Raw genomic sequence first — 12,757 nt, 5'->3', positions numbered from 1 at the left:
GCCGCTTGCCGAGCGGCCGGCGCGCTCTGGCCGGGCGCGCGGCGAGGGAGTCCGGGTCGACGCGCTGCTGCGCGGGGACGGCGACGCCGTATCAGGGATGTGTGAAGGCATCGCGGTGGAGCTCGACGGGCTTCGTCTTCCGCCCGCCGACTTGGCGGCGGCGCTCGCACGTCATGTCCTGATCCTGGAGACGGCCCGCGAGGCGGCGCACGGGATCGAGCTGCCGCCGGATCGCACGCAGGTCCTGGTCGCCACGGACTGCGACGCCGAGATCGTCCGCCACACGGCGCGCCTGCGCCACCCGGGCATCGACGGCCATGGCCCCGGCCCGAGCAGTGCGCAGGTCGTGGGCTTCCTGGCGAACATGACCGCGAACCGCATCAGTTCGCAGCTGGGGCTGAACGGCGCGAGTTTCGCCATCGCGGCGCAGGACGCGCAGGGTGCTGACGTTGTGGCGACTGCCGTGCGCGCGATCAGCCGCGGCGAGGCTGACGCGGCGCTGGTGGGGGCGGTGGACGTGTGCTGTCCCTCGTTGGGCGACGGCCAGGGCGACGATCCGGCCGACGATCTGGCCGACGCGGGGGTGGTGCTGGTGCTGAAGCGTCTGGACCATGCGCGGCGGGACGGGGATCGGGTGATGTCGGTTCTGCCGCTCGCTGGCTCTGAAGTGGGGGGTTCGACGGCGAAGGCGCTGGTTGGGGTGGCGTCTCGGTTGCTGGCGGAGTACCACCGGGCCCAGCCGCGCAAGGGTGAGGTCGCAAGGCCCTGGTTCGGCACGCCGGACGTGGCCGCGGACACCGATACGGCAGCCGGTTGGCTGGCGCAGGAGCCGCCGCGTTGGCACGTGTTCTCCGGCCGGGATCGTGCCGGGGTGCTCGCGGCGCTCGGTGAGGGGCGTGAGTCGCGGGAGGGGCCGGCGCGGCTGGTGATCGTCGCGGCGTCGGAGGGGTTGCCACAGCAGCAGGTGGAGCAGGCGCGGCGGTGGCTGCTCGGGCAGGTGCCGAAGCCGCGTTGGGCTGCGTACCGGGAGCAGCCGCTGGCCGGACGCGTCGCGGCCGTCTATCCGGGCGGAGCGGCGGCGTACGTCGGGATGGGGGCGCAGCTCGGGCTCGTCTTCCCGGACCTGGTCGCAGAACTCGTACGCCGCTGCCCGCAGCTGGTCGACGTGGCCGGGTGGGTGCACGACGGGCGTGCGCGGCCCGGCGACACGATCAGCTGCGTGTGGGGCGCGGCGTCGTTCGCGCATCTCCACACCGCGATCACGCGCGACGTCCTCGGCATCGAGCCCAGTGCGGCGCTCGGGTACTCGTCCGGGGAGAGCACCGCCCTGACCGCGCTCGGTGCGTGGCAGGATCTTGACGGCCTGGTCAGGGATCTGCGTGCGTCGCCGCTGTTCACCCGGGAGTTGGCCGGGTCCTACGACGCGGTACGACATGTCTGGGAGCGCGAGGGCGTATCAGAGCCCGGCCAGTCGTGGCGGACGTACCTCGCGACGCTGCCGGCCGAGAAGGTGACGGAGGCGGCGTGGGACGAACCGACCGTCTACCTGATGGCCGTCAACTCGCCGTACTCGTGCACGTTCGGCGGCGACTCGGCCGCCTGCGCCCGCGTGGCCGGGCGGCTCGGCGCGGAGCACGTCATCCCGCTGGACTACGACCTCGCCATTCACGCGCCGGTCGTCGCGGAGGTGGCTGAGCAGTGGCACGAGCTGCACCGTCGTCCGACCACGCCCGTACCCGGGGTGAGCTTCTACGGCTGCGCGTCGGCCGCCGCGTACGAGCTCGATGACGTGAGTGCCGCCGACGCGAACACCGCGCAGGCGGTCGGCACGCTGGATTTCCTGGGCACGGTGGAACAGGCCTGGGCCGACGGCGTGCGCGTCTTCATCGAGCACGGTCCGTCCGGGGGCTGTACGGAGTGGATCGGGCAGACGCTCGGCGCACGCGAGCATCTCGCGGTGGCCCTCGACGATCGCGGCGGCATGTCAGATGTCGACAATTTCGCCAACGCCGTCGCCGCTCTGATCGCGGCGGGCGTGCCGGTGGACGATGAGCGGCTGCGGGAGCGGTTCGAGGCTGCGCGCGGCAGCGGGCGGCGGGGTGCTGCCGAAAAGGGAAAGCGGACGTTCGTGGTCGACGCGCACCCGGTGGCCCCGCTTGGGGTACCGGCGGGGACAGAGACACCGACGTCAGGGCTCGTCGTGGGGCCGCTGCGTGCGCACCATGATTCGGTCGCGGCGCGGCATCTCGACTTCATCCGGCTGCTTCGGGAGGGGCATGCGGCCTACCTGGAGCAGAGCAATCGAATCGGCGAACTCATCTTAGACAGAGGGCTGAGCAGAGAGTCAGTTCTCTTGGACCGGGTGGACCTCGAGTTCCTGGCCGTGGGCCCGGTCTCGAGGCTGTTCGGGCCGGCGTTCGCCGCGCAGGACGGGTTCGCGCGGCAGACGCGGATGCCGGGGCCGCCGATGCTGCTGGCGGATCGGGTGCTGCGGATCGACGCGGAGCCCGCGACGATGGGGACCGGCTCGATCCGCACGCAGACCGAGGTGCGGGCGGAGAGTTGGTACCTCGATCCCTGCGGTCGGATGCCCGCGGGGCTGATGGTCGAGGCGGGGCAGGCCGACCTGCTGCTCATCAGCTGGCTCGGCGCCGACCTGAGCAACCGCGGCGAGCGCGTCTACCGGCTGCTGGGCTGCGAGATCACTTACCATGGCAGCCCGCCGCACCCGGGCGAGACGCTCACCTTCGACATCTCCATCGACGAGCACGCCGAGCATGGCGGGGTGCGCCTGTTCTCGTTCCAGTACCGGTGCGCGGTGGACGGGGTGCCGCGCCTGAGCGTGCGGCGCGGGCAGGCCGGGTTCTTCACCGACGCCGAGTTGGCCGGGACGCAGGGTGTGCTGTGGGAGACGCCGCCGGTTCCGCGGACTCCGACGCGGCGGTTCGACCGTGAGCAGGTCCGCGCGTTCGCGCAGGGACGTCCGGGGGACTGCTTCGGGCCCGACGACGTGGTCGTGGATGCGGCCGCCCTCGCCGCGCACGTGCGTACGCCGCGTCCGGCGGGCCCGGACCTGCTGCTCTTCGACGAGGTCGAGGCGTATCAGGAGGCAGATCAGGAGACAGATCAGCAGCCAGATCAGGAGACAGATCAGCAGGCAGGCGGCTCGGCCGGGGCGTTCGGTGGCGGCTATCTGCGCGCGTCGCTGGCGATCAAGCCGGACAGCTGGTTCTTCGAGGGCCACTTCGCCGCGGATCCGTGTATGCCGGGGACACTCATGCTGGAGGGCGCCTTCCAGCTGATGGCGTTCCATCTCACGGCCGGCGGGGCCACGGTGCGCCGTGACGGCTGGCGCTTCGAGCCGGTGCCCGAGCACACGTGCCGGATCTCCTGTCGTGCACAGGTGATTCCCGAAAGCCGGGAACTGAGCTACCAGCTGTTCGTCAGAGAGCTGCGATCTGAGCCGTACCCGACGCTGGTGGCCGACGTGCTGTGTTCGGTGGACGGGGTGAAGGCGTTCCTCGCCGAGGGGCTCGCGGTCCACCTCGTGCCGGACTGGCCGCTCGATCAGTGGCGGTGGCTCGGCGGTCTGGCCGGGCACGTGGAGCCGAAGCCGGCGGTGTTCGGGCTGGAGTCGCTGCTCGCGTGTGCGTGGGGGCGGCCGAGCGAGATGATGGGAGGGGTGCTGGCGCCGATGGACGACGGGCGGACGGTGGCTCGGCTGCCCGGGCCGCCCTACCACTTCGTCAGCCGCATCCTCGAACTCGGCGGGCGTTCGCTCGTCGCGGAGTACGACGTGCCCGCCGAAGCCTGGTTCTGGGACGAGAGCGGCGGACGTGCGGCGGTCATGCCGCTGTGCGTCCTGCTCGAGGTCGCCCTCCAGCCGTGCGGGTGGCTCGCGCTCTACACCGGCGAGGTCGCGGCCGCCGAGGTCGAGCTGCTGTTCCGCAACCTCGGCGGGCAGGGCACGTTCGGCAACGTCGTCCGGGGCACGCGCGTGCTGCGGACCGAGGTGCACCTGCACGAGACCTCGCGGACGGGGTCCATGATCATCGACGCGTTCAGCGTGCGGGTGTGGGCGGATGAGACGCTCGTCGCCGACCTGCGCAGCGACTTCGGTTTCTTCCCGCCCGCCGCCTTCGTAGAGCAGCCGGGCCTGGCCGGACCCGCCTGGCGAGACGAGACCACGGAACCACCCGCCGAACGCCGGCCGCAGCGAAAGCAGCCCCGGCCCATGCTCTCGCTGATCGACCGGATCACCGGAGTATGGCCCGCCGAGGGCCGGATGCGCGCGGAGAAGGACGTCGCGGCCGACGACTGGTACTTCCGGGCCCACTTCTTCCAGGATCCGGTGCAGCCGGGCTCGCTCGGCCTCGAGGCGATGCTGCAGTTGGTGCAGTGCTTCATGTCGCACACCGGCCTGGCCGCCCCGGATGCGAAATTCGAGCCCTGGCTTGACGGGCAGGGGCGGGCACTGACGTGGAAGTACCGCGGCCAGGTCGTGCCGCGCGACCGGGTGACCGTGATCGAGATCGAGATCACCGAGTCAGGTCCCAGATTCGCGGTGGCGGACGCCTGGCTCTCGGTCGGCGGACGCACGATCTATCACGCCACGGGGGTGGGGGTGCGCGCGGTAAGCGTGTCAGGCATCGAGGACAACACGGATGACAGCGCGCCGGAACACGACGGCGACACCTTCGAGGAACTGCTCGATCCGGCCGTCGAGACCTGGGTGGCCGACCACCGGCCGACCTGGACGGTGCCGGCGCTGCCGATGATGAGCGTGGTCGACCGGCTGGCCGCCGCGGCCGGCGCCTCGAGCGTGGAATCCGTCGCAGGATTGCGCGACATCCGGCTCAGCCGCTGGATCGTGCTCGACCAGCCGGTGCGGCTGCGCGGTCGGGCAACGGGCGCGGGGGTCGAGCTCGAGCATGACGGTGTCGTGGTCGCCTCGGCGGCCGTCGCCGACCGCCCGGGGGAGTATGCCGCTCCGGTGCCGCTGGCGGACGCGGTCGAGGCCGAGCTGCCGTACGCCCGCGGCGGCGTCTTCCACGGGCCCGCGTTCCACTACCTCACCGCTCTGCAGCTCGGCTCGAACGGGGCCAGGGGCACGCTCGACGCCGCGCGCGGCACGGTGCCGCGCGGACGGCTGCATCAGGGGTTGCTCGACGCGACCTTGCACGTCATCCCGCATGACGCGCTGTGGCGTTGGTCGGATCGCATCAAGCCGGGGTATGTCGGGTATCCGTACCGGCTGCCGTGGATCGACTTCCTTCGCGCTCTGCCGTCCTCGGGTCCGGTGCGGGTGGAGGCGCGCTTCACCGGGTTCGACGCAGAGGTCGAGATCCTGCCGGTGTTCGACGTGCAGGTGTTCGGCGGTGCGGAGTTGCTGCTCGCGTACCGGCTGGTGGAGGTGCTCGTCCCGCTCGGCCCGCTGGCGGGGCTGGACGCGCCCGAGCGTGCCGTGTTCCTGCGGGATCGGGCGTACGTGCCGGGCGCCGGGTTGGCGACGTCTGCGGCGGGGGTGACGCGGCTGCGGGTGGAGGACCTCGACGCGCTGGAGTGGTTTCCGGGCACGATCGCGCACCTCTACCGGCTCACCGACTCGGCGCAGGCCGGCGGCGGGGGCGGTGACCGTCTTGCCGAAGTGGCGGTGCGCGACCACGTCGGGAGGCGCGCGGGGGTGCATCCGAGCGCGGTGGTGCCCTCGGCTGACCTGTGTTCGGCCACGGTGCTGGGCCGCCCGGGCGAGGTGCACCGCGTGACGATGCAGCGCGCGGACCGTGAGATCACGGTCCGCGACGCCGCGGATCAGTGACCGGATGACAGAGCGCTACCTGCGCCGGGTCATCGAGATGAACCGGGGGCGCGGGTCCTCGGGCGAGTTGCGGTGCAGGATGTCCGACAGGGTCCTGGTGCGCTCGACCGCGCGCAGGCCGAGCGGGGTGAAGGTGGCGGGCGTGAGCACGCGCGGGGCGAGCAGGGGGTTGGTCAGCGCCTGGGAGAACGCGTCGATGGCGATGAGCTTCGTCAGCAGCGGGCCGAGGATGGTGTCCGGGGAGCCGGGCTGTTCGGCGAAGACGCCGACGTACAGGTCCACGTCGTCGACGCTGTGGTAGCGCGAGCGCAGGCCGTCGCGCACCTTCGGGTCGTCCGAGATCTGGTTGAAGCTGCGGACCGGCGGGAACTTCAGATGCCTGCGATACGCGTTGTACGGGGCGATCCGCAGCGTCCGGGAGTCGGCCACCGAGTCCGCGTCGACGTAGAGCAGTTCGGGTTCGGTGTTGAACAGGCCGATGCGTCCGGCGGTCTGGCGCGAGGCGTCCTCCATGGTCCGGCCGAGGCCGTGTTCGGCCAGCAGCGGGCCGTTGACCATGGTGTCGGCCAGCTGCAACTCGGCGCCGCCGACCGTGAGCGTCGGGGGGATCAGGCTGTGCCAGCGGTAGACGAGGCTGAACTCGAACGAGGCCCAGTTCTCCCGGTGCCAGGGCGCCCGGGCGAGCCGGGAGGACAGGGCGTTGTCGAGGGTGAAGCGGAAATGGTAGGGGGTGATGTGGTTGATGTACTCCTCGAGCACGATCCGGCACACCATCAGCGTCAGGATGTTGCGGGCGGTCTGGAACAGCCGCTCGTCGTCCCAGTCGGGGTACTCCCGGGCCAGTTCCCGGGCCAGCCGGTTGTGTTCGCGCAGGAAGAGCACGGTGAGCATGGTGAAGCCGAGTTGCAGGTTGGACCGGTCGCCGCCGAGGGCGAACAGCCGGGTGCGCCAGGCGAGCGGCATCTGCTCGAACCGCACCACGTGCAGGTCGGCGAACTCGGGCTTCTTCTGGCCCTGCGCGTCGCACAGGTAGGGCGGGAATTCGCCCTCGTTGATGCGCTGGCTCTTGAGCAGGCCGCCCTCGTGCGCCCGCAGGATCTTGCTGGTGCGCTCGTCGACGCCGTAGAGCTGGTTCATGTCGATCTGGTGGTTGGAGGTGTTGCGGCGCGGGTCGCGGGGCGTGTCGGCGGCGCCGGTGTCCCCGCGCAGGAAGCCGTCGGTGAACCACTGGGCGAAGTACGCGAACAGCACGGTGGAGCGGCGGCACGGGAGCATGGACGTGCCGCGCCGGAAGAGCTCCGCGGCCTCGTCGGGAGTGGGCAGCCGGTCCGGGTCGAGGGTGTCGGGCGGCAGGTGGCGGCCATTGTAGCTGCGGTCGGTGAGGGAGTGCCAGGAGGTGTAGGGGGCCATGGTGGAGAGCGGTTCCGGCCGGGCGGGCATCTCGCGGACGGCGTGGTCGATCAGGGCGGCGTTGAGTCGGCGGTGGATCGGCTTGACCAGCTGCACCGCCTCCCAGAGCGGGCCGCCGTGGGTGAGCGCGAGGAAGCGCAGTCGGTTGTTCGCTCCGTCGGTGGCGATCGATCGGGCCCTCATGCACGTGCTCCTAGGTCGGATCGGGCGGAGGCGGGTCCGGCCGCGGCTCTCAGGCCAGCCGCAGCCGGTAGCGCTCCGGGAAGATGGCGTCGAACACGAGGTCCTCGCCGAGTACCGGTGCGGCCCCGCGTCGCAGCAGCCTGCGTACGGCCTCGGGGATGATCACCCGGGCGAGGTGGACGCCGAGGCAGTCGTGATGGTGGCCGGTGCCGAAGTGCAGGTGGTGGTGGGCCGGGCGGCCGAGCCGGAAGGTCTCGGGCTCGGGCACCACGTCCTCGTCGTTCATGGCGGAGGCGAGCGCGGGCAGCACCAGGGCGCCGCGCGGGATGGCGGTGGCCCGCGGCGTCCCGGCGGCCAGCACGTAGTCCTGCTCGCACAGGCGCGGCGGCATCAGCCGGAAGAAGGTCTCGAGCCGCAGGCCCTCCCACACATACGCGTCGAAGGCGGCCGGGTCGGCGTCGTGCGCGGCGCGGGCGGCCGCCTCGTGCACGGCGGGGCGCTGGAGCAGCTGGCGGGTGGCCAACGCCATGGCCGCCGGTCCGCTCTCGAGGAATCCGAGGGCGAGGCCGGCGGCGTTGACGGCGATGCGTTCCTGGTCCAGGCCGTGCACCGGGCAGCCCGGCGGCGAGGTGTCGACGAGCCGGGTGAAGACGTCCTCGGTGGTGGGCGGCTCGTCGGTGCGGCGGCCGTCGAGGGCGCCGCGCACATACACCATCAGCTCGGCCCCGGCCGTGACGGCGGCGGCGTGCACGGCCTGGTCGGCCATCGGGTTGGCGTAGCAGTCCTTGATGACGGCGCGGATCCACCGGGTCAGCGTGGCCGGTTCGAGGCCGCGGTAGCCGAAGTAGTCCTCGCACACCCGCAGCGCGATGGGCCGGAACAGGTCGCCGACCGCGTCGAACCCGTCGCCGGCCGCGCCGCCGAAGGTGCCCGCGGCCGCGATCGCATCCAGCAGTTCGTCCGCGGTGCGCCCCACGAGCTCGCGCACGGCGGGGGCGTCGTCGCGGTCGAGCACCACCTGCATCAGGCCTCGTTCACGCCAGTTCAGGGCCGTGGCGTCGCGGGAGAGCATGAAGCCGCTGCCGAGGGCGGCGTCGAGCTGTGGGCGGGTGGGCCGGACGGTGAAGACCTGCTCGTGTGCGAGCACCTCGTGCACGTCGGCGTACTTGGTGACCAGGGTGTAGGCGGGGGTGACGAACACCGGGCGCTCGGCGCGCAGCTGCGCGAACAGGGGCCGCCAGTCGCTGCGGATCCAGCCCGCCACCAGGCCGGCCGCCCGCAGCGGATCGTGTGACGCGACTCGGTTGTACGTGCTCAGATAATCGCTCACGGATCCATTCAAGTCCGGCCTCGGCGCGCCGGTAATCATCCTTTTGATCTGTGTGGTTCGGACTAGGCCAGGTTTCCTATGGGCCGCGGTGATCGCGCGTGCCGACAATGACTGCGTGAGCGCCGAAACGCTGGCGGCTGCGGCCGCGCGGCCCGCCGACCGGGATCCGGGTGCCGCGCGGCCCGTGTTCGAGGGTCCGCGGGTCGTGGAGTTGCTCAATCGGACCCGCGAGACCCTGGCCGTCGTCGCGGCGCCGTCCTGGCCGCGACCCGGTCTGCTCGCCGTCCCGGCCGGCGCCGGCCGGCCGGGCGGCGTCGTGGTGGCCGAACTGCCGCCGGTGCGGGCGCAGCGGCTGGGCGACGCGTCCTTCTGCGCCGTGCACGGCACCCGCTGGCCCTATGTGGCCGGGGAGATGGCCAACGGCATCGCGACGGTGGAGCTGGTCACGGCGATGGCGCGGGCCGGCATGCTCGGGTTCTTCGGCGCCGCCGGGCTCCGCGTCGGGGCGGTGGAGCGGGAGGTCGGGCGGCTCGCGGCCGCGCTCGGCGAGCGGCCCAACTGGGGCGTGAACCTGATCCACTCACCCGGCGAGCCGCGCACCGAGACGGCCGTGGCCGACCTGCTGGTGGCCCGGCGGGTGCCCGCGGTCTCGGCGTCGGCGTTCATGGAGCTGACCCCGGCCGTGGTGCGGGTGTCCGCGCACGGGCTCACCCGCGACGCGCAGGGCCGGGTCCGGCGTTCCGCCCGGATCTTCGCGAAGGTGTCAAGGACCGAAGTCGCCGCGGCGTTCATGGCGCCCGCGCCGGCGCCGCTGCTGCGGGCGTTGGTCGAGCAGGGGCGGCTGACCGCGGACGAGGCGGAGCTGGCCGGGCGGGTCCCGGTGGCCGAGGACGTGACGGTGGAGGCCGACAGCGGCGGGCACACCGACAACCGGCCGCTGGTCACGCTCGTGCCGGAGATGCTCGCGCTCGCCGAGGCCGCCGCCCGCGAGCACGGGTACGACCGGTCGATCCGGGTCGGCGCGGCCGGCGGGCTCGGCACGCCCGCCGCGGTGGCCGCCGCGTTCGCGCTCGGCGCCGCGTACGTGCTGACCGGCTCGGTCAACCAGGCCGCGCTCGAATCAGGACTCTCCGTCGACGCGAAGCGGATGCTGGCCGAGGCAGGCCCGGCCGATGTGGTGATGGCCCCGGCCGCGGACATGTTCGAGCTCGGAGTGCGCCTGCAGGTGCTGCGGCGCGGCAGCATGTTCGCGTTCCGGGCCGAGCGGCTGTATCAGATCTATGCCGCGCACGCCGGGTGGACGCAGGTCGCGCCGCTGGTGCGGGGCAAGGTCGAGCGCGAGATCTTCCGGGCGAGCTACGACGCGGTGTGGGAGGAGACCCGCCGCTTCTGGCTCGCCCGCGACCCGGAGCAGGCCGCGCGCGGCGAGCGCGACCCCCGGCACCAGATGGCGCTGGTGTTCCGCTGGTACCTCGGCATGGCCAGCCGCTGGGCGATCGGGGGCGCGGCCGAGCGGCGCGCGGACTACCAGATCTGGTGCGGGCCGGCCATGGGCGCGTTCAACCGCTGGGTCGCCGGGGGCTTCCTGGCCGACCCGGCCGAGCGGTCCGTGGTGCAGATCGCCCGCAACCTGCTCGAGGGCGCCGCCGTGGTGACCCGGGCGCAGCAGGCGCGCTGCCACGGCGTGGCGGTGCCCGCGGCCGGATTCGGCTACGTGCCGCGGCTGCTCGGGGACGAGACGGAGACCGAGTCATGGGCGGGGGCACGCGGATGACGGCCGTCGAATCGCGGCGTACGCATACGGCGGGTGCACAGCCGCCGCGCCCGAACCCGCCCCGCTTCGTCTCTCCGCACGAACGCGCCCACCACGAGGAGGTCGAACGGTACAAGGCCGTCGCGCTGGAGGTCTCCGTCATCGCGCAGGCCGTGTACGAGGTCTGTGAACGTACGACCGCGCAGCTCGCCGGCACCCGGCTGCCGAGCCTGTCCGGCCCGCTGGGTATCCCGAGCGTGCCGCGTACGGCGCGCGGGCTTGCGCTGCTGAAGGCCCTGACGCACGAATCAGGCCTCGGGTTCGCCTTCGCCGGCGGGCCCGTCGGCAACGCCGGGGCGATGCTCGGCGACCTGCTCGGGCGCCGGAGCCTGGCCACGGCGCTGCTCGTGCTCTCGCTGCGGCTGCGGTTGGCGGCCTTGCAGCGGGTGCACCCGGAGATGACCGAGGACCCGAAGCTCGCGCACTTCATCGAGGCCGTACACGCCCACCACGAGCTGGAGATCCTCAGGGCCCTGCGCATCCTGTTCGACGACGAGGGCGCCATTCGCGCGTTCAGTTCGCTCGCGCCGATGTTCGCCGAGATCCTGTGCCTCAAGGCACTGCTGGACCGCAACCCGTTCAACGACGCGACCGCGTGGCGCATGGCCACCGGGCAGGACGCGCCGAGCGCCGATCCGTTCTTCGGCTTCAGTGTCAAGCTGATGACACTGCAGGACCGGGGGACGGGTGCGGCCAGGCCGATCGCGGCGCTGCCGCACGAGCTCGCCCTGCTCGCCTCGCGCGGGTCGCTGCTCGGCTTCCTGCGCAACATCGCCCTGCTCGGCAACGACGGGCGCGTGCTCGTGCAGAGCGTGCGCGGGCCCGACGGCGTCGAACGGCACGTGGTGCAGGTGCCCGGGATGCGGCCCGCGTTCCGCGGCCACGGCTCGCCCGCCTCGCTCGTCGGTGCGTTCCGCTCCTCGCTCGACGCCGCCTCCGCCTACACCGGCGCGCTGCGCTCGGCCATCGCCCAGTTCGGCATTCCGGACGGCGCCGAGATCGCCCTGATCGGCCACAGCGCGGGCGGACCGGCCGCGTTCAACCTCGCGCAGGACCCCGAGTTCTGCGCGCGCTACACCGTCACGCACGCCATCGCGCTCGGCGCGCCGGTCGACCAGAAGTACCCGGCCGACCCCCGGACCTTCGTCGCCACGATCACCAACCAGCACGACATCGTCCCGACGCTCGACGGGCTCGGCGCCGGCAGCTGCTTCGACCTGCACCCGGGCTGGTACGTCGTGGACTACACCGAGGTCACCCACCAGTTCCCGGAGTGCCACGGCATCGAGCACTACCTGCGCGACCTCGAATACCTCGTCACCGAGGCGCGCGAGTACATCGAGGCGCGGCTCACCCCGTACGCGGGCGAGGTCGTGCGGTCGCAGCTGTATCAGACCTATGAACGCGAGCCCAGGCCCGCCGGGCACCCGTTCATGCCGGTGCCCACGACGCAGGCCCGGCTCGGCGCGGGCACCGTCGAACTGCCGCTCGGCTGTACGTACGGCAGCGGACTGCTGGCGTTCTACCCGGTGGACCAGGAACTGGTGTCCTGCCTCGCCGCCGACGGCTCGCGCACCGAACCGCTGGGCCTGGCCGGACGGTCGGTGTTCGCGGTCTTCGCCGCGGAACAGCGCGAGGGCAGCCTGCGCCCGCACCGGGTGCTCGCCTTCGGCGTGCTGGTGGACAGCCCGTGGCGCAGCGGCCGGCTCGCCTGGACGCAACTGCTGCGGCGCGCCGACCAGCGCGGTGTCGGCTTCCGGCTGCTCGGCCTCGCGGCCTCCACCGACCAGGCCGTCGAGGCGTACCGCACGGTGTGGGGCGTGCCCGCGATCCGCGCCCGGGTGAGCGTGTCCATCGGCGCTCTCGGGGCCCGCGCCACCGCCGAGGCCGAGGACGGCACCCGGCTCGGCTTCGGCGGGCTGCTCGGCCCCGGCCTGCCCGTCCCGGCCGGCGACGTCGTGCTCTACTCCCGCCGCGATCGCACGACCCTGCGTTCCCAGCTCGACTTCGCCGGGCGGACGCGGCTGCACACCGGGGCGCTGGTGCGCCTGGCCGTGGCCGCCCCCGGCTCCCCGCTGACCGAGCGGCTGCGCGAACTCGGGCTCGACCGGACGCGGCCGCTGGCGTGCCTCAGCGCCCGCGGCCTGCGCGCCCGGATCGGCGCCGGGGCACCGCTGCCCGGCGCCGATCCGGGCGCGCAGGC

General features: G+C 72.8%; 5 protein-coding genes. 3 read left to right on the top strand and 2 right to left on the bottom strand.

The features are described 5' to 3' along the window. The first annotated feature begins 97 nt into the window (after positions 1-97). Positions 98-5,818, top strand: coding sequence for a beta-ketoacyl synthase N-terminal-like domain-containing protein (locus KDL01_RS32285; protein WP_212532462.1), 5,721 nt, complete (start codon positions 98-100; stop codon positions 5,816-5,818). A 15-nt stretch (positions 5,819-5,833) separates the two neighbouring features. On the opposite strand, the gene KDL01_RS32280 is transcribed toward KDL01_RS32285, so the two are convergent. Both KDL01_RS32280 and KDL01_RS45575 read right to left on the bottom strand, forming a co-directional pair. Continuing rightward, the gene (locus KDL01_RS32280) at positions 5,834-7,411 is read right to left on the bottom strand and encodes a peroxidase family protein (RefSeq protein WP_212532461.1); all 1,578 of its coding nucleotides are present in this window, start codon (positions 7,409-7,411) and stop codon (positions 5,834-5,836) included. Positions 7,412-7,460: 49 nt separating this feature from the next. After that, complete coding sequence (locus tag KDL01_RS45575) at positions 7,461-8,741, bottom strand: cytochrome P450 (protein WP_212532460.1); 1,281 nt, start codon at positions 8,739-8,741, stop codon at positions 7,461-7,463. A 115-nt stretch (positions 8,742-8,856) separates the two neighbouring features. Between KDL01_RS45575 and KDL01_RS32270 the strand changes: the two genes are divergently transcribed. Both KDL01_RS32270 and KDL01_RS32265 read left to right on the top strand, forming a co-directional pair. Then, positions 8,857-10,515 carry a PfaD family polyunsaturated fatty acid/polyketide biosynthesis protein gene (locus KDL01_RS32270; protein ID WP_212532459.1) on the top strand — a complete coding sequence of 553 codons (1,659 nt, stop codon included), beginning with the start codon at positions 8,857-8,859 and terminating at the stop codon, positions 10,513-10,515. Continuing rightward, positions 10,494-12,757 (top strand): hypothetical protein (locus KDL01_RS32265; protein WP_212532458.1); only part of this gene is annotated, 2,264 nt, incomplete at its 3' end. The genes KDL01_RS32270 and KDL01_RS32265, both read left to right, overlap by 22 nt.

This window comes from Actinospica durhamensis, assembly GCF_018139695.1.
Lineage (GTDB): Bacteria > Actinomycetota > Actinomycetes > Streptomycetales > Catenulisporaceae > Actinospica > Actinospica durhamensis.
The sequence above is the reverse complement of the archived record's forward strand: the minus strand, read 5'-3'. Positions and strand labels throughout refer to the sequence as shown.